The sequence below is a fragment of the Hephaestia sp. MAHUQ-44 genome, assembly GCF_023806085.1.
Classification (GTDB): Bacteria; Pseudomonadota; Alphaproteobacteria; order Sphingomonadales; family Sphingomonadaceae; genus Sphingomonas.
Genome location: NZ_JAMSLX010000026.1, coordinates 1 through 17,686, shown reverse-complemented (window position 1 = coordinate 17,686; position 17,686 = coordinate 1). Strand labels below are relative to the sequence as shown.

The following is a 17,686-nucleotide window of genomic DNA, read 5'->3' as shown; positions in this document are numbered from 1 at the left end:
GACGTTTCCATCGACAGGTCGATCCCGGCATAGTGCTTCATGGCTGCTTCCTTCCTTCAGGCTTCGACAACCAGAAGTGTGCGCCGCTCAGCCGGCCCGAGGAAGCAGCCACAAATTACACGATGACCCATTAATTGCGCCAGAAGATGACGGTTGCGGCGATACAGATAGCGGACATGAAGGTGTGGGCGCAGCGATCATAGCGGGTGTGGATGCGCCGCCAGTCCTTGAGCCTGCCAAACATGATCTCGATCTTGTGGCGCTGGCGGTAGAGTATAGCGTCGTGCGGGATGGCCACCTTTCGGTTGGCCCTTGGGGGGATGCAGGTGGCGATCTTGCGGTCGGCCAGAGCCGCGCGGAACCAGTCAGCGTCATAGCCTCTGTCACCAAGCAGGGCTTTCGCTTTGGGCAGAGCCTCGAGCATGAGGGCGGCACCTTTATAGTCGCTCATCTGGCCTTCGCTCAGTAGCATGATCAGCGGCCGACCTTTGCCATCGCACACGGCATGGAGTTTCGAGTTCAGGCCGCCTCTGGTGCGTCCGATACGTCTGGGAACAGCCCTCAAAGCCGCGCCGGGCGCCGTCGCCGAGGCGGGATATGAGAAGGAAAATGGCACCTGGCGTTATTCGTTCGACATCCGTCAGGGGAAGCGCATTCACGAGATCGGGGTCGATCCGAATACCAGCAAGATCGTCGAAAACGCATACGAACCCGCCAACGACAAGGACTGACACCGCTCGATGCGCGTTCTGCTCGCCGATGACGATACCGAAACCGCCGGATTTGTCGCGCGCGGGCTCGGCAAACTCGGCTATGCGCTGTTCGGTCGCGACGGCCAACGCGTCGCCGGCGCGTTGCGGACGCGGGGGCCGGGGCCCGGATTGGGCACGATTCCTTCCATCGATCCCCGCGAGGGGCCGGACGTCGTCCGGGCGCTGACGACCGATCTGCCGCACGGCTATCGCCTCGTCGTCGCGCAGGATACCGAGGACATCGAACGGTTCGACCATACGATCCTCAGCCTGTTCGGCGTGGCGTTCGGGCTGATCGTGCTGCTCGGCGTCGGCGCGGCGCTGCTGCTCGGCGGCTATCTGCGGCGCCGGCTCGAACGGCTGGGCGCCCCGGTGCGGGCGATCGTCGGCGGCGATCTCGATTCCCGCATGCCGGTCAGCGACGGGCACGACGAGTTCGATCAACTCGCGCTGGCGCTGAACGCGATGCTCGATCGCATCGCTCAGTTGCTCGAAAATCTCCGCCAGGTGTCGAGCGACGTGGCGCACGACCTGCGCACCCCGTTGGCGCAACTGCGCGGGCAACTCGAAGCGGCGCTCGATGTGCCGCGCGACAGTGCCGCCTACCGCATTGGTCTCAAGCGCGCGATCGTGCAGAGCGACGACCTGCTCGCGTTGTCCGCCGCGATCCTGCGCATTTCCGAGGTCGAAGACGGCGCGGTAAAGCGCACTTTCGCGCGCATCGATATCAACGATCTCGTCACCGATCTGTGTGACAGTTTCGCCCCGGCGGTGGCCGACGGCGGCCGCACGCTCACCTGCGACGCCGCGCCGGGCCTGGCGCTGAGCGGCGACCGCGAATTGCTGGCGCAGGCGCTGGTCAATTTGCTCGACAACGCCCAGCACCATATCCCGCCGGGTGCCCGCATCACTATCGCCGCCGCCGGCGATGCCGCGACCGTCCGCTTGACCGTTGCCGATAACGGCCCCGGTGTCGCGCCCGAGGATCGCGAGCGCATCACTCGCCGCTTCGTCCGGCTCGACAGCAGTCGCGCAACGCCGGGTCACGGGCTGGGCCTCAATCTCGTCGTCGCGGTGGCGCAGACACATGGCGGCACGGTGGCGATCGACGACAATCAACAGGGATTGCGCGTGACGATGACACTGCCGAGACTGACCGAATGACGAGGATGTGGCCGATCCTACTGGCGCTGCCGCTGGCCGCGTGCGCGAGCTATGCACCGCATCCGCTCGGCGATGCGCCGGCGGTGCTCGACGCGCCGACCTCGGCGGCGCTGACACAGGCGGCGGCGGGAATCATCCGGCCGTATCTCGCGCCAGCGACGATCGACCTCGCCGCGCCGCTCGATCTCAATGCGGTGGCGACGATCGCGGTGATCGCCAATCCCGACCTCAAGGCGTTGCGCGCCAAGGCCGGGGTGAGTGACGCGCAGGCATTCGCCGCGCGGCTGCTGCCCGATCCGACCTTCAGTATCGGCGCGCACCCCATTCTGTCCGGCCCCGATCCGCTGACCGAACTGGTTGGGGCACTGGGGCTCGACGTCAACGCGTTACGCACGCGCGGCGTGCGGCGTCAGCAAGCGCGCGCGCAGGCCGAGCAGGCGCGGCTCGATCTCGCCTGGGCGGAATGGCAGACGGCGGGGCAGGCGCGGATCCAGGCGGTGCGCGTCCTCGGTTTCGAAAAGAGCGTGGCGCTCGACCGGCAGACGCTGGCCGCCCAGCAGACCTTGTTGCGCCATACACTCGATGCGCTCGGTCGCGGTGACATCGCGGCCGACCGCGCGCAAGCCGCGCGCACCGCGGCCTATGACGCCGAGACGAAGCTGAGGACCGACGAAGCTAGCCTCGCCACGGCGCTCAGCGACCTCGACAAATTGCTCGGCCTGCCGCCAGCGACGCAGCTCCAGCTTATCGAGACTGGACTGCCCGCGTCGCCCCCCGACCCTGCCGCGCTGTTCGCTTTGGCGCGTGACAAGCGCGGCGATCTCGCGGCCTTGCGCGCTGGTTATGCAGCGCAAGAAGCAGCGGTGCACAAGGCGATCCTCGACCAGTTTCCAGCGCTCAACCTGACGCTCGACGCGACCCGCGATACCACCGGCAACAAGATCCTCGGCCCGACGGTCGACTTCACCCTGCCGCTGTGGGACCGCAATCGCGGCGGCATCGCCCTCGAACGCGCGACTCGCACGCAACTCAAGGCCGAATATGACGCGCGGCTGTTCCAGACCCGCGCCGACATTGCCACCGCGGTGGAGGGCATCGTTATCGCCCGCAAGCAGCGCGACGCGGCCGAGGCAAGCCTGCCTTCGCTCGAACGCTACGCGGCGGCCAGCCGGCGCGCGGCCGATCGCGGTGACCTTTCGACCGCCGCCGCCGAAACCGCCGGACAGGCGCTGCGCGACCAGCACACGCTGCTCGCGGCGAGCGACGAAGCGATCCGCGAACAGACGATCGCGCTGGAACTCCTCACCGGAACGCCGAGGCAGACATGGCCGCATTGACCCGATTAACCGTGTTTGCTCCGTTGCTGCTGGTCACGGCCTGCTCGGGCGGCGCGGATCAGCCCGACAATACGGTCGCTCCGGTCGCTCCGGTTGCTCTGGTCGCGCTCGGCACGGTCGAGCAGGGACCAGTGACGAGCACCGTCAATCTTTACGGGGCGGTGGAGGCCGGGCCATCGGGAACGCTGACGCTAACCTCCCCGGCTGAGGCTATAGTGTCGCGCATCGTCACGCCCGTCGGTACGCATGTCGGCGAAGGCCAGGCGGTGGTGCTGCTGACGCCGAGTCCGACGACGCGCGTCGATTTCGCCAAAGCGGCGTCGGACGCGGTCGCTGCCGACAAGGCGCTGGCACGGGCGCAGCGGCTGCGTGGCGACGGGCTCGCCAGCGACGCCGATGTCGAGGCTGCGCGAGCCGCTGCGCAAAGCGCCGATGCGCTGGCGCGGTCGATGCGCGCGCGGGCCGGCGGCCTGACGCTGCGCGCCCCGGCGGCGGGCGTTGTGCAGGCGATCGCCAATCGGGTCGGCGACCTGGCGCCGGCGGGAACCAGTGTAGCGACGATCGCACGCCTTGACGATCTGCGCGCGCATTTCGGCGTCGATCCGGACGTGGCGCGCGACATCCGCGTCGGAACGCCCATACATATTACGGCAAGCGACGGCGGCGCGCCGATCGAAGTCGCGGTGCAGTCCATCGACCCGGTGGTCGATCCGCAGACGCGGCTGGCGTCGATCTATGCCAGACTCCCCGACAACGCCGGCCTCGCCGCCGGTGAGACGCTGAGCGGCGCGATCGACACCGGCTCCGGCGGCAAGGCGCTAACAGCGCCCTATGCTGCGCTGCTCGATGACGGCGGCCAGCCCTATGTGTTCGTGGTCGCCGGGGGCGTCGCGCATCGCCACGACGTCCAGGCCGGCGCGACCAGCGGCGATCGCATCGTGATCGCCAAGGGGGTCAAGCCCGGCGACAAGGTCGTCACCCAAGGCGGCACCGCGCTCGAGGACGGTATGAAGGTCCGCATCCGGTGAAGCGCGCGATCGCCGATCATGCGCGCGCGCTGTGGCTCGCGGCGATCCTGTTGACGCTGGGCGGCTTCGTTGCCGCGCTCAAGATGCCGGTCAGCCTGTTTCCGCACATCGATTATCCACGCGTCGTCGTGTCAATCGACGCCGGCGAGCGCGATGCCGCGCAGATGACCGCCGAGATCACGCGGCCGATCGAACGCGCGCTGCGCGGCGTGCCTGGCGTCACCCAGATCCGATCGACCACCAGCCGCGGCTCGGCCGAGATCGACCTCAACTTCGGCTGGGGTGAGGATATGGTCGCCGCCACACTGGCGACGCAGGGCGCGCTGGCCACCACTTTGCCCGACCTGCCCACAGGCACGCGGTTCGACGTGCGGCGATCGGACCCGACGATCTTCCCGATTCTCGGCATCGCGCTCACTTCGAAATCGCTCGATCAGGAGGCGTTGCGCCAGGTAGCCGATCTCAAGATTCGTCCTGTGTTGACCGCTGTGCAGGGCGTCGCGGCGGTCGACGTGCTGGGCGGCGCGCCGCGTGAGTTCGCGGTAGATGTGGATCCGGCACACGCGCAAGCGCTTGGCGTCAGCGTCGACGATATCGCGACGGCGCTCGGCAAGACCAATGTCGTGCGCGGACTCGGCCGGATCGAGGACAAGCACCGGCTCTACCTCGTGCTCGCGCAAGACCGGATCGCCTCGATGGCTGATCTCTCCGCCACCCCGATCAAGGCAGCGACCGGCGATGGCGTGGGCGTGGTGACGCTCGGCCAGATCGCGACGATCAACCCCTCGATCGAACCCAATTTCACCGCGGTCACCTCGAACGGCCAACGCGCGGTGCTGGTCAACATCCGCCAGTCGCTGACCGGCGACACCGTGCGAATTGTGCACGACGTCAACGCCAGGCTCGCCAGCCTCGGCCTGCCGCCGAGCGTCGAGGTGACGCCCTTCTACGACCAGTCCGAACTGGTGACTGGCGCGGCCAACGCCGTGCGCGACGCGATCCTGCTCGGCGCGCTGCTCGCCGGACTGGTGCTGTTCCTGTTCCTGCGCTCGAGCCGGTTGATGGTGATTACCGGAATGATGCTGCCGATGGTGCTCGCCGGCACCTGCCTGATCCTGCTCGCGCTGGACATGAGCTTCAACATGATGACGCTGGGCGGCATGGCGGCGGCTGTCGGGCTCGTCGTGGACGATGCCGTCGTCATGCTCGAACACATCATGCGGCGCATGCAGGAAGGCGCCGCCCGCGGCGTGCGCGGCGTGCTCGGAGCGGCGGCGGAGATGGGCACGCCGCTGTTGGGGGCGACCTCGGCGACGATCATCGTGTTCCTGCCGCTCGCCTTCATCAGCGGCGTGACCGGGGGCTTCTTCAAGGCGCTGGCGCTGACGATGGTCGCCGCGCTGGGGCTGTCGTTGCTCTATGCGCGGTTCATCATTCCGCTCGTCTCGGCGTATTGGCTGCGCGACAAGGATGCCGAAGCGGCGGAGAAAGCCGGCGGCTTCATGGGGCGGCTGAGCAGCGGCTATCGCAGGGCGTTCGAACGCTCGATGGCGCGGCCGGGGCTGTTCGCGCTGGTGCTGGGCCTCGGGCTTGCGGTGCTCGGCTACGTCGCCTGGCAGCATGTTCCATCGGGGTTCATGCCGGCGATGGATGAAGGCGGCTTCATCCTCGATTACAAGGCGCAACCGGGAGCCGCGCTAAGCGACACCAATCGCATTCTCGAACAGGTCGAGCAGGTCATCATGGCGACGCCCGAGGTCGTCAGCTATTCGCGGCGCACCGGGCTGCAACTCGGCGGCGGCCTGACCGAAGCCGACGAGGGCGATTATTTCATCCGGCTGAAGGGCGGATCGCGCCGCCCGATCGAAGACGTGATGGCCGATATCCGCCAGCGCGTGGAGACGCGCGTGCCCGGTATCGAAATCGAGACCGCACAGTTGATGGAAGACCTGATCGGCGATTTGACCGCCGTTCCGCAACCGATCGAGGTCAAGCTGTTCGGCGACGACGACGCCCAGCTCGAACAGGCCGCCAAGCGAGTCGGCGAGGCGATCGGCAAGGTGCAGGGCGTGGTCGAAGTGGTCGATGGCCTGCGCGTCGCTGGTGACGACATCGCGATCAAGGTCGATCCCGCGCGCGCCGCGCAGCAGGGGCTCGATCCCGACAACGTCGCCAGTCAGTTGGAAACGATAATCGGCGGCAATCCCGCCACTCAGGTCCGCATCGGCGAGCAACTCGTGACGGTGCGCGTCCGCGCGCCGGCCGATCTCAGGACACGCGCCGATCAGCTTGGCCGACTCGTGCTGGTCGCGCCCGATGGGCACGGCGTGCGCGTGTCGCAGGTGGCGCGGGTGTCGGTCGAAGCGGGGCAGAAGCAATTGACGCGCGAGAACCTCGCGCCGTTCATCGACGTGACGGCGCGGCTGGAAGGCCGCGACCTCGGCTCGGGGATGAAGGCGGTGCGCTCGACGATCGCGGGGCTGCACCTGCCGTCGTCGATCCGCATCGAATATGGCGGCCTCTATCAGCAACAGCAGAAGAGCTTCGCCGACCTGTCGATGGTGTTCGCCGCCGCGCTGCTGCTGTCCGCGTTGTTGCTGACGTTCCTTTACGAGCGTCTCGCCTGGACGCTGGCGGCGATCGTCACCGTGCTGCTGTCGGCCGCCGCGGTGCTGCTCGGGCTATGGATCACCCGGATCGAGCTGGATATTTCGGCGCTGATGGGGCTGACGATGGTGGTCGGCATGGTCACCGAACTGGTGATCTTCTTCCTTGCCGAAATAGATCGCGCACAGCCGCTCGATCTCGCGCAGCTCCGCGAGGCTGGCGCCAAGCGGCTGCGCCCGATCCTGATGTCGGCGTTGATCGCGATCCTGACACTCAGCCCGCTGGCGCTCGGCGTCAGCCGCGGCGCGGGGCTGCAACGGCCGCTCGCCACCGCGATCATCTTCGGCCTCACCGCCGCCGTGCCGCTGGTGCTGTTGTTCCTGCCGGCGATGGTGCTGGGGCTGCAACGGCGGACACATTCGTGAACGCCCCTATGCTCTGGCGCCATCTCCGCCGTCGGCCGATCTGGTGGCTGGTGGGCGTCGCGTTGGTTCTGGCGAGCCTCGCCTTCGTCCGCCCGCTCGATCATGACGAGAGCCAATATGTCGCCGCCACGCTGCTGGCGCGGCACGGCTTGATCTATCGCGATTTCGCCTATCTCCAAACGCCGCTCCAGCCGCTGCTTTTTGCGCCGTTTGTCGGGGCCCGGGCGTTCATCGAGCTGCGGCTGTTCAACGCGCTGCTCGCGGCGGGGTGCATCGGCTTCGTCTATGCCGCGAGCCGCAGGGCGGGGGCATCGCAGCGCAATGCGCTGCTGGCGGCTGGGCTGCTGGCGTGCTGCGACAGCTTCCTGTTCGGCGCGGCGGTCGCGCGCAACGACATGCTGCCCGCATGCCTGTTCGCAGCCGCGTTGTGGCTGATGGTGATGCAGGCGGAGGGGCGTGGCGCCGCCGGCAGGGCTGTGGCGATCGGCTTGCTGCTGTCGGCCACGACCGCTGCGAAACTGTCCTATGCGCTGCCCGCGCTGGTCTATGGCGGCCTTGCGCTGACTGACCATCGCCATCGGCCGGGCTGGCTGCTCCTCGGGGCCGTACCCCCGGCGTTGCTGGTCGCGGCAACATGGGCGGGCGCGCCTGCGGCGTTTGCGTTCGACGTGCTGCGCTTCCCGACGGCGGCGCCCGAGCAATATTATGCGATCCATGCCGCCGGGAAACTCGGCGTACCCGGCCGCGCGCTTGATATCCTCAAATTCCTCGCGCTCGGCCCCGCGCTGCTGGCGAGCCTGGTCGTCCTTGCCGATTTTCGTCGCCGCAGCCGGCTTGCCGTCATGCTCGACGTGATGATCGTCGCCGGCCTGATCGCCGCGATCCTGCCGGCGCCGACCTGGCGGCAATATCTGCTTGTCATGATCCTGCCGCTGTTCGTCCGGCTGTCGCTAACGCCCACCTTGCAGCGCCCGGCGAGAGGGCTGCGTATCGCCGCGGCGGTGTTCGTCGTCGCTGGTCTCGTTCCATCGACGATCGCGCTGGTCGAGGCGGTGCGGACAAGACCGCCAGTCTTCGCCGCGATCGCCTATAGCGGTGCACTGCGATCGACGATGGATCGGCTGCACGTCACCGGCCCGATCGCTACCCTGTCGCCTCAGTTGATCGCGCCGACGGAGCGGCCGATCGACCCGCGATTCGCGACCGGCCCGTTCTTCTTTCGCAGTAATGGCCTGCTGTCGTCGGACGACGAGCGCCGCTTCACGCTGATCAGTCGGGCGAACGCCGCCGCGCAACTCTGGCGATGCCCGCCAGCGGCGATCGTTACCGGCGGCGAGGCAGGCTGGACGAGCGGCGACTACCGGCTCGACGCCGCGTTGGCGGCCATAGCGCGGCGACAGGGCTGGACCGCCACCGCGGTGCCGGCGACTCCGTTCACCCTGTTCCTCCCACCGTCCCATCGTTGACGTCGTCATCACCCTGTCGCGACTGAGGTGCAGGTGTCTCGCTGCCGTCTCACGATGGAGGAGACACCCCAATGTCGTCGAAGGTTTTTCGCTCCGCTCGCCAACCGATGCGGCTTGCGCCCGCCGATGAGATATCTGGCGGCTATATGATATGGGCCATCGCGCTGCTTGTTGGTCTCTATCTGCTGGTCGCGATACCCGCCTGGTGTGTCGCCATCGCGTTGGCGGGCCGGACGCGCCGCCGGGCCGAGCGCGAGCCGTCCTCTCGGCCCATACCGACCGGCATGGCGATCATACGAAACGATTGTCGTGGGATGGCGACAATATCGCATCAGGACGCTACACGAAACGGGTGAACGTCGACCCCGAACTACCCAGTCTTTTCGAGCATCACCGCGCCGAGCTGCTACGGTTCGTGACGGCGCGGACCGGGGACGTGGCCGAGGCCGAGGATATCTTGCAGGAACTGTGGCTGCGCGCGGGTGCGGCCCCTGCCGCGACCGTCGAACATTGGCGCGCCTATCTGTTTCGATCCGCGAACAACCTGATTATCGACCGCGTGCGCGCGCGACGCCGCCGCGAACTTCGCGACCGCACTTGGACCGAAAGCCTCCACGGCGTCGCGTTCGGAATGACGGAGATCGTCGATCCGGCCGACGCCCCCGACCACGCCATCGAGGCGGACCAGGAGGCGCGACGGCTAGCCGCGGCGATCGCGGCGCTGCCGGCCGGTGCGCGGCGCGTGTTCGAACTGCACAAGGTCGACGGTCTGAGCCATACCGAAGTCGCCGCACGACTTAGGATCAGCAGAAGCGGAGTAGAAAAGCACATGGCGGTGGCGATGAAGCATCTTCGCCGCGCGCTGGCGGACTGAGGTGATGTGGGCACGAGACCGTCATCAGGGCAAGGCAATGGGATGGTGATGGAAGAGAGCGACAGCGAAATCGTTGAGCGCGCCGTCGTCTGGCAACGGGCGGTTGCGGGTGACGCCGTGGACTGGGCAGCCTTCACCGAATGGCTCGAGGCCGATTCGCGCCATCGCGACGCCTTCGACGACATCGCGCTGATCGACAGCGCGGTCGACACGCATCGCGGTGCCCTGCGCACCTTGTTGCGTCCTAGCGCTCGCGATGACACGGGTGAGGCGACTGAACATCGTTCGACCGGGCGCCGGTGGTTCCTTGGCACCGGAATTGCCGCCGCGTTGGCGCTGGTGGTCGGGCTGCCGCTGATCCAGTCGCAGCAAACCCGGCCGGTCGCATACGAAACCAGCCCCGGCACGACGCGCAGCGTGACTCTCGACGACGGCTCACGGTTCGCTCTTTCTGCCGACACGGCCGTCAGTGTCGATCATCGTCAACGCCGCGTCACGATCGTGCGCGGCGCGGTCTATTTCGATGTACGGCACGATCCGGCCCGACAGCTCATCGTGGAAGCAAATGGCTACCGCATCGCCGATATCGGCACCCGGTTTTCGGTCGATCTGGCGGGCGAACACGTGTCGATCGCAGTGGCTCAAGGTATGGTCATTGTCGCGCCGCCTGCCGGCGAGCCGATGCGCCTCGAAGCCGGCGACGCCGTAACCGGCAACCGAGATGGCTCACTCGCCAGGGCGAATGTCGTGCCCGATGCGGTAGCGAGTTGGCGGCACGGGCGACTGCTCTACGATAATGTCGCTTTGGCGACGGTGGCGAGAGACATCAGCCGCTATACTGGCGAGCGAATCACCGTTGCCGTAACTGCCGGCGATCGCGGCTTTTCGGGAGTGCTCGTCATTGGCGACGGTTCGCATCTGGTTTCCGATTTCGCCGCCGTCGCGGATCTTGCTGTTGAGCGCAGCGCTGATCGCGTCGTGCTGTCTCCAAAACACAGCTGAAGCGCGCGCGCCCACCGATGCCGACGAAGCGAGACAATGGTTCGACATTCCCGCGGGGCCGCTGCCGACGAGTCTCGCGCATTGGTCAAGCATCACCGGGCAGTCGATAGGCGCGACGACGGCACTGCCCGCGGTTCGCACGCGAGCGGTCCGCGGTCTGCTGACACCGGCTGCCGCGCTGGACAGAATGCTGGCGGGAACCGGGTTTCGTGCGATCGCGGTCGGCGTCGGCCTGTTCCGACTCGAACGTCACGCGGTCGAACATTCCGTGCCGCGGCGTCGGCATCATCGCCCGATCCCCCATATCGAAGCGCCCCCGGCTGATATCGTCGTCACCGCGACCAAGCGGCCGGAAGTGCTCGGAACGCTACCGATATCGGCAGCCGCCTTCGTTCCCGACCGGCTCACTACTGGCGTCGCCTCGCCCGACAGCGCGACGGTTGCGAGCGGAATCGACGGGCTGGCCTTTACCAACCTCGGGCCAGGCCGCAACCGCGCCTTCATTCGCGGCGTCGCCGACAGCCCGTTCAACGGCCCGAGCCAGTCGACCGTCGCGGTGGTGCTCGACAATAGCAGGATCAGCTACGATTCGCCCGATCCCGATCTGCTGCTGCTCGACGTCGCGCGGGTCGAGGTGCTCAAGGGGCCGCAAGGGCCGCTCTACGGCTCGGGCGCGCTCGGCGGCATCTTTCGGATCGTTACCAATCCGCCTGCGCTCGATGCCGCATCAGGCGCGGCGACCCTGGTCGGCGAGGCAGGCGCGCATGGCGGCCTGGGCGGAGGTGGCGACGCGCTGGTCAACCTCCCGCTCGCGCGGGACAGGCTCGGGGCGCGTGCGATCGGCTATTATCGTTCCTATCCCGGCTGGCTCGATACCGCGGGTGGCGCGCGCGACACCAACAGGTCGACCACCAAGGGCGGCCGCATCGCGCTGCGCTGGGCGCCCGACGCCGACTGGACGATCGACCTCGGCGGCGTGGTGCAATCGATAGACGCGCGCGATAGCCAATATGTCACTGGCTCGTCGGAGACGCTGGTCCGCGACCACCCCATCGCCGAGCCGGCCGACAACGATTTCGCGCAGGCGCACCTCGATGTCGCCGGGCGCGTCGGCGCGTTGCGGCTTGTTTCCGCCACCAGTTATGTGACGCAGTCGGTCGATTATCGTCTCGACGCTAGCGCCGCAGCGGCTGATTTCGGCGTACCGGCGCCGGCGGTGTTTGCCGACAGCCGACAATATTCGATTTTCAATCAGGAAGTGAGGCTGTCGCCGATGGCGGCGGGCCGCATCAACTGGGTGGCGGGGCTGGCTTACCTCCACGCGTCGAGCAGTCTCGACGGTACGATCGCCGCGCCGGACGTTAGCCCGTTCGCAGTCGAATCGATCGATCAGAACGTCACTGAATACGCAGCCTTCGGTGAGGCCACGCTTCCCCTCGGCCGGTTCAGCCTGACCGCCGGCGGCCGCCTGTCGCTGACCGACACGGCCGATGAGCGAGCCGAACGCATGGGCGCGGCCGACCGGCAACGCCGCAAGCTCGGGTTCGCACCCAGCCTGTCGCTCGCCTGGCATCCAACTGACAATCGTTATTTCTTTGTTCGCTATGCGCGTGCCGTCCGCCCCGGCGGGCTGGCGGCGGGTGCCGGCGATGCGCAAGGGCGTTTCGATTCCGACGAACTCGATAGTCTCGAAGGCGGCACCAGGCTGACGCTCGCCGATGGGGCGCTCGCGATCGCGTCGAGCCTCTATTTCTACGATTGGCACGCCATTCAATCAGATTACCTGCTCGACAACGGTCTGATCTCGACGCGCAATGCCGGCCATGCGCAGATCGTCGGCGGCGACGCCCGCGTGGATTGGAAGCTCGGCCGCGGTTGGTCGCTCAGCGCCGGGCTCAATGCCGAGAGCGCCGAACTGATCTCCGTGAAGGGGGCTCGTTTCGAGGACCGGCGGCTGCCGGTCGTACCCAATATCACCGCACGCGGCCTTGTCGGCTATCGCTTCGCACTCGGCAACTGGACCGTCAGGCTTTCGGGCGAGGGCAATTATATCGGCAGCGCGAGGTTGAGCTTCGATCCCACGCTCGACCGGCGCATGGGCGATTATGCCGTGTTCGCCGCCGGCGCCAGCGCGGCGGTTGACCGCTGGAGCCTCACCTTGCGGGTCGACAATCTGTTCGACACCGCTGGCGACAGCTTCGCGTTCGGCAATCCGTTCTCGATCCGCGACAGACGGCAATATACCCCGCTCACGCCCCGCACTGTTGTCACGTCGCTGCGCTTCGACTGGTAAAATTTTTACGCCAACCGACTGTGGCGACGAGGCTTCGGTGTCGTCGTCGGGTCGGGTGACCAGTTCGGATCGATTATGCCAGCACCGACCGCCGATAAACCGGCCCTTGTTCCATCGCTTTCTTTTCACCCACCGGCGCCTTCCGACCTGATGACCGGCGTGCTGCCGGCGATCGGTCGGCGCTGGACGACGATCGGCAGCACGCTGATCTCACTCGCGATTCTTGCGACGGCACTGTACCAGCTCCACGGCACGCGGGTCACCGATATCCTCGCGCTGGTGCCGCATAACCCCGCGTTCTGGCTGGTGTTCGTGATTGCCTATCTGGTCACGCCGGCGTCGGAATGGGTGATCTATCACCACCTGTGGTCGATCCCGACATCAGGAATGATCGCCTTGCTGCGCAAGCGCGTCGCCAACGAAATCGTGCTCGGCTATCTCGGCGAGGTCTATTTCTACGCCTGGGTGCGCCGCACCGGTCTGATCACGCGAAGCGCGCCGTTCGGAGCGATCAAGGATGTCGCGATCCTCTCTGCGCTGACCGGTAACGCGGTGACGCTGGCGATGCTCGCGGCGGCGATACCCTTCTTCGGCCTGTTGCAGCTCAATCTCGGCGGCAAGGCGGTGCTCTACTCGCTCGGCGTGCTGGCGGTGACGTCGTTTGCGATGCTACTGCTGCGCAAACGCCTGTTCACGCTGCCACGCCCGGAATTGTGGCGAATCGCCGCCATCCACCTCGCGCGCATCCTCGCCACGATCGGGCTGACCGCCTTGATGTGGCACCTCGTCCTGTCGGCGGTGGGGCTGGTCTGGTGGCTGATCCTCGCCACGCTGCGGCAATTGTTGTCGCGTCTGCCCTTGATGCCCAACAAGGATCTGGCTTTCGTCAGCCTTGCGATCTTCGTCGTCGGGCGTGATGGCGACGTCGCGGCGATGATCGCGATGATCGGCGGGCTGATCCTGCTCACTCATTTACTTGTCGGCTCGGCACTCGGCGCGGCGGGGCTGATCCGCCGGGAGGCGGTGGTATGATCGCGCCGTTGTTCGTCGGCCTGCTCGCGGCTCAGGCGTCGTTGCCCTCGACCCCCGATCTCGGCAAGGCGGCGGCGCGCTGCCGCTCGCCCGAAACTGGCCCGTCGTTCCTCGTCACCGTCACGGGCCTGAAGGACCGGCGCGGCGTGCTCAAGCTCGAAGTCTATCCCGACGATGACGAGGATTTCCTCGCCGACGACAACAAACTGATCGCCGCCGGCAAGGTATTCCGCCGCGTCGAGGCGCCGACGCCGCCGAGCGGTGCCGTTCAGCTATGTATTCGCGTGCCGCATGCCGGGCGCTATGCGGTCAGCCTGCTCCACGATCGTGACGGCAACCGCAAGTTCGGTCTGTCGAGCGACGGCATCGGCTTTGCCGGCAACCCCAAACTCGGCTGGTCCAAGCCCACCGCCGATAAGGCCAGCGCCAATGCCGGCAACGGGCCGACCCCAATCGCCATCGTGATGAACTATCGCCACGGCCTGTTCTCGTTCAGCCCGCTGAAGGGCGCGCGCTGATGCGTATCGTCGACGTCTGCGCCTTCTACACGCCGAGCGGCGGTGGGGTGCGCACCTATGTCGAGCGCAAGCTGCGCGCAGGCGCCGACGCGGGCCACGACATCACCATCCTGGCGCCGGGCGCGCACGACGGCGTGCGGCATTTCGGGCGCGGTGCCCGGATCGTCACGATCGCCGCCGCGCCGTTTCCGCTCGACCGCGCCTATCATTATTTCGACGACGAACCGGCGCTGCACGCCGCACTGGACAGGCTTGCGCCCGACATGGTCGAGGTGTCGTCGCCCTGGACCAGCGCGGCGATGGTGGCGCGCTGGCGCGGCGCCGCGCCGCGCGCGCTGATCATGCACGCCGATCCGCTCGCCGCTTATGCCTATCGCTGGTTCGGCGCGATCGCCGATCGCGCGACGATCGACCGGCGGTTCGACTGGTACTGGCGGCACCTGCGCCGCATGGACGCCGCGCTCGACCTGATCGTCTGCGCCAGCCACGATCTGTCGCAGCGATTGACCGCGGGCGGCCTCACCCGCGTCGTTACCGAGCCGATGGGGGTCGAGCCCAGCCTGTTTACGCCCGCCAACCGCGATGAGATGCTGCGCGCCGAGCTCCTCCGCTGCTGCAACCTGCCGTCGGACGCGATCCTGCTGATCGGCGTCGGCCGGTTCGCGCCGGAAAAGCGCTGGCCGATGGTCGTCGACGCGGTCACGCGCGCCGGACTGGCGCAGCCGGTCGGCCTGATGCTGATTGGCGACGGGCGCGAGCGGGACTATATCGCGCGCGCCGCGTTCGGCAGCCCGCATATCCGGTTGGTCCAGCCCGTCCGCGACCGCGTGGCGCTGGCGCGCATCCTCGCCTCGGCCGACGCGCTGGTCCACGGCTGCGAGGCCGAGACCTTCTGCATGACGGCAGCCGAGGCGCGCGCCAGTGGCCTGCCGGTGATCGTGCCCGACAGCGGCGGCGCGCACGATCATTGGCGTGAAGGCATGGGCGCGCTCTATCGCGGCGGCGACGGCGAGGCGCTGGCGCAAGCGCTGACGCAATTCCTCGCCGACGATCCGGCCGCGCACCGCGCGCGCGCCGCCGACGCCGCCCGCGAGCTGCGCTCGATGGACGATCATTTCGCTGCACTTTTCGCGCGCTATGCGCAGTTGGTCGGAGGCGTCGCCGATGCCGCATGACCGCCAGTTGCTCGTCTCGATCCACGATGTCGGCCCGCGCTTCGAAAGCCAGGTCGACGCGCTGGTCGACCGGCTTACGCGCCTGCTCGGGCAGACGCGCTTCGCGATGCTCGTCGTGCCCAACCATTGGGGCGAAGCGCCGCTGACGGCAAATCGCGCCTATCAGGCCAAGCTGCGGGGCTGGGCCGAAGCCGGCGTCGAGATGTTCGTCCACGGCTGGTTCCACCGCGACGACAGCAGGCACGAGGGTACGATCGCCCGCCTGAAGGCGCGACACATGACCGCCCGCGAAGGCGAATTCCTCGGCCTCGGCCACGCCGAAGCATTGCGCCGAATGGTGGACGGCCGCCGGTTGATCGAGGATGCCATCGGCGTGCCGGCTGCGGGTTTTGTCGCGCCGGCCTGGCTCTATGGCGATGGCGCACGCACCGCTTTGGCCGACGCCGGTTTCGCCATCGCAGAAGACCATATGCGCGTCTGGCGGCCCGCGACCGGCGCGATCGTCGCACGCGGCCCCGTCATCACCTGGGCAAGCCGCAGCCGGCCGCGGATCGCCAGTTCACTGGCGGTGGCGGCGCTGGCGCCGCGCCTGCTGTACGGCCAGCGCGTGGCGCGCGTGGCGGTCCATCCCGGCGATACCAGCGTGCCGAGGCTGCTCGCCAACATCGACATCACGCTGAGCGCGATGGCGCGCGACCGAACCGTGTCGCGCTACGCCGATCTCGCGCGATGACGGCGGAGCACATCCTCACCTTTGCGCAATCGCTCGACGGCGGCGGCGTCGAGAGCGCGCAGTTACGGCTGGCAGCGGACTGGCTGGCGGCGGGGCGCCGGGTGACGTTGATCCTGGGAACGTCACGTGGCCCTTTGGCCAACGAAATCCCTCCCGGCCTGCGCCTGATCGAGCGCGGCGCCGCCTCGTATCTGGCGATGTTCGACCTGCCCCGATACATCGCCGCGCTCGCTCCCGACGTGCTGTTCTGCCCCGGCAACCATTATACCAGCGTCGCGGCATGGGCGTGGCTCGAACTCGGCGCCGCCTGCCCGCCGGTCGTCGCCAAATTGTCGAACACCGTGGCGCGGGCCGATCACGCCGCGTTGGTCGCGCGCGGCTATCGGGCATGGTCCCATCTTCACCCGCGCTTCATCGATCATCTCGTCGCGATGACTCGCGGCATGGCTGACGAAGCCAGGCAATTCATGGGCTTCCCCGCCGACCGGATCAGCGTCATCGCCAATCCGCTCGCCCGCCACGCCGTCGATCCGGCGCCGCTACGGCTCCCCGAGGGCCGCTTCATCCTCGGCATCGGCCGGCTCGAACGGCAGAAGCGCTGGGACCGCCTGATTCTGGCGATGCGCTCGCTCCGCGCGATCGACGCGACTTTGGTAATCCTCGGCGAGGGCAGCATGCGGCCTGCGCTTGAATGGTTGGTTGCGCAGCATGGCCTTGAGGATCGCGTATCATTGCCCGGCCATCGGCTCGATCCGCGTCCGGCGATGCGCCGCGCCTCTGTGGTGGCGTTGGTTTCCGATTACGAGGGCGTGCCCGGCGTCCTGCGCGAATCGCTGTCGCTGGGCACGCCCGTCGTCACAACCGATTCCAGCGTCGCCGTTCGCGAAATCGTGACGTGTGCTTCGCAAGGCAATGTCGTCCCCCTAGATAACCCGCCCGCGCTCGCCGCCGCACTCGACCGCTGGCTAGATCCCGCTCAATTGCGTCCGGTGCCCGCGCAAGTCAAGGACGCCTGCGCTTCTCAGCGCTATCTCGATCTCTTCGATCGCTTCGCGGCCGCCACACATAACTATGCTTCTTGATACTTGCTGAGTCTCCACGAATGGGATAGCATTTCTTACCATTTTCAGAACCGTCAGGTAAACGGACATAATTTAGAGTCAGATGACCTCATGCTGACCCGTATCCTGCGTTGAGCAGATAGTTGCGGCATTCTGCTGGCGGGAAGGCGTCGAGCAAGGTGCCGATGCGTCGCCATGTTGTTTCGTGGGATCGTTCGG

At 67.3% G+C, this 17,686-nt stretch carries 14 protein-coding genes and 2 pseudogenes; 14 read left to right on the top strand and 2 right to left on the bottom strand.

Going from position 1 to position 17,686, the window contains the following annotated elements; genetic code table 11:
• Positions 1 to 130 precede the first annotated feature (130 nt).
• A pseudogene (locus tag NFE57_RS16335) lies at positions 131 to 550 on the bottom strand (IS5 family transposase); the annotation flags it as partial.
• Between NFE57_RS16335 and NFE57_RS16330 the strand changes: the two are divergent.
• From NFE57_RS16330 to NFE57_RS16265, 14 genes are all read left to right on the top strand, one after another.
• Positions 471 to 731: a PepSY domain-containing protein gene (locus tag NFE57_RS16330; protein ID WP_252136654.1), complete on the top strand. Its 261-nt coding sequence runs from the start codon at positions 471 to 473 to the stop codon at positions 729 to 731. The pseudogene NFE57_RS16335 and the gene NFE57_RS16330 sit on opposite strands and share 80 nt — an antisense overlap.
• Before the next feature lie 9 nt (positions 732 to 740).
• Positions 741 to 1,916, top strand: coding sequence for a sensor histidine kinase (locus NFE57_RS16325; RefSeq protein ID WP_252136653.1), 1,176 nt, complete (start codon positions 741 to 743; stop codon positions 1,914 to 1,916).
• Positions 1,913 to 3,253 carry a TolC family protein gene (locus NFE57_RS16320; protein ID WP_252136652.1) on the top strand — a complete coding sequence of 447 codons (1,341 nt, stop codon included), beginning with the start codon at positions 1,913 to 1,915 and terminating at the stop codon, positions 3,251 to 3,253. Before NFE57_RS16325 ends, NFE57_RS16320 begins: the two co-directional genes overlap by 4 nt.
• Positions 3,241 to 4,281 carry an efflux RND transporter periplasmic adaptor subunit gene (locus tag NFE57_RS16315; RefSeq protein ID WP_252136651.1) on the top strand — a complete coding sequence of 347 codons (1,041 nt, stop codon included), beginning with the start codon at positions 3,241 to 3,243 and terminating at the stop codon, positions 4,279 to 4,281. Before NFE57_RS16320 ends, NFE57_RS16315 begins: the two co-directional genes overlap by 13 nt.
• Complete coding sequence (locus NFE57_RS16310; protein WP_252136650.1) at positions 4,278 to 7,313, top strand: efflux RND transporter permease subunit; 3,036 nt, start codon at positions 4,278 to 4,280, stop codon at positions 7,311 to 7,313. The genes NFE57_RS16315 and NFE57_RS16310 overlap by 4 nt, the downstream gene beginning before the upstream one ends.
• An 8-nt stretch (positions 7,314 to 7,321) precedes the next feature.
• On the top strand, positions 7,322 to 8,779 hold the full coding sequence (locus NFE57_RS16305) for a DUF2029 domain-containing protein (RefSeq protein ID WP_252136649.1): 1,458 nt from the start codon (positions 7,322 to 7,324) through the stop codon (positions 8,777 to 8,779).
• A gap of 352 nt (positions 8,780 to 9,131) precedes the next feature.
• Positions 9,132 to 9,653 carry an RNA polymerase sigma factor gene (locus NFE57_RS16300; RefSeq protein ID WP_252136648.1) on the top strand — a complete coding sequence of 174 codons (522 nt, stop codon included), beginning with the start codon at positions 9,132 to 9,134 and terminating at the stop codon, positions 9,651 to 9,653.
• 42 nt (positions 9,654 to 9,695) lie between these two features.
• Complete coding sequence (locus NFE57_RS16295) at positions 9,696 to 10,655, top strand: FecR family protein (protein ID WP_252136647.1); 960 nt, start codon at positions 9,696 to 9,698, stop codon at positions 10,653 to 10,655.
• Positions 10,609 to 12,948, top strand: coding sequence for a TonB-dependent receptor (locus tag NFE57_RS16290; protein WP_252136646.1), 2,340 nt, complete (start codon positions 10,609 to 10,611; stop codon positions 12,946 to 12,948). The genes NFE57_RS16295 and NFE57_RS16290 overlap by 47 nt, the downstream gene beginning before the upstream one ends.
• A 150-nt stretch (positions 12,949 to 13,098) precedes the next feature.
• A complete protein-coding gene (locus tag NFE57_RS16285; RefSeq protein WP_252136645.1) occupies positions 13,099 to 13,980 on the top strand; it encodes a hypothetical protein in 882 nt (293 codons plus the stop codon).
• A complete protein-coding gene (locus tag NFE57_RS16280; protein ID WP_252136644.1) occupies positions 13,977 to 14,498 on the top strand; it encodes a DUF2141 domain-containing protein in 522 nt (173 codons plus the stop codon). The genes NFE57_RS16285 and NFE57_RS16280 overlap by 4 nt, the downstream gene beginning before the upstream one ends.
• A complete protein-coding gene (locus NFE57_RS16275) occupies positions 14,498 to 15,673 on the top strand; it encodes a glycosyltransferase (protein ID WP_252136643.1) in 1,176 nt (391 codons plus the stop codon). The genes NFE57_RS16280 and NFE57_RS16275 overlap by 1 nt, the downstream gene beginning before the upstream one ends.
• Positions 15,663 to 16,406 (top strand): DUF2334 domain-containing protein, encoded by a 744-nt coding sequence (locus NFE57_RS16270; protein ID WP_252136642.1) that lies wholly within the window; start codon positions 15,663 to 15,665, stop codon positions 16,404 to 16,406. Before NFE57_RS16275 ends, NFE57_RS16270 begins: the two co-directional genes overlap by 11 nt.
• Positions 16,403 to 17,488 (top strand): glycosyltransferase, encoded by a 1,086-nt coding sequence (locus NFE57_RS16265; RefSeq protein WP_252136641.1) that lies wholly within the window; start codon positions 16,403 to 16,405, stop codon positions 17,486 to 17,488. Before NFE57_RS16270 ends, NFE57_RS16265 begins: the two co-directional genes overlap by 4 nt.
• 88 nt (positions 17,489 to 17,576) lie before the next feature.
• Here NFE57_RS16265 and NFE57_RS16260 read toward each other — a convergent pair.
• Positions 17,577 to 17,686 (bottom strand): annotated as a pseudogene (locus NFE57_RS16260) (IS630 family transposase); the annotation flags it as partial.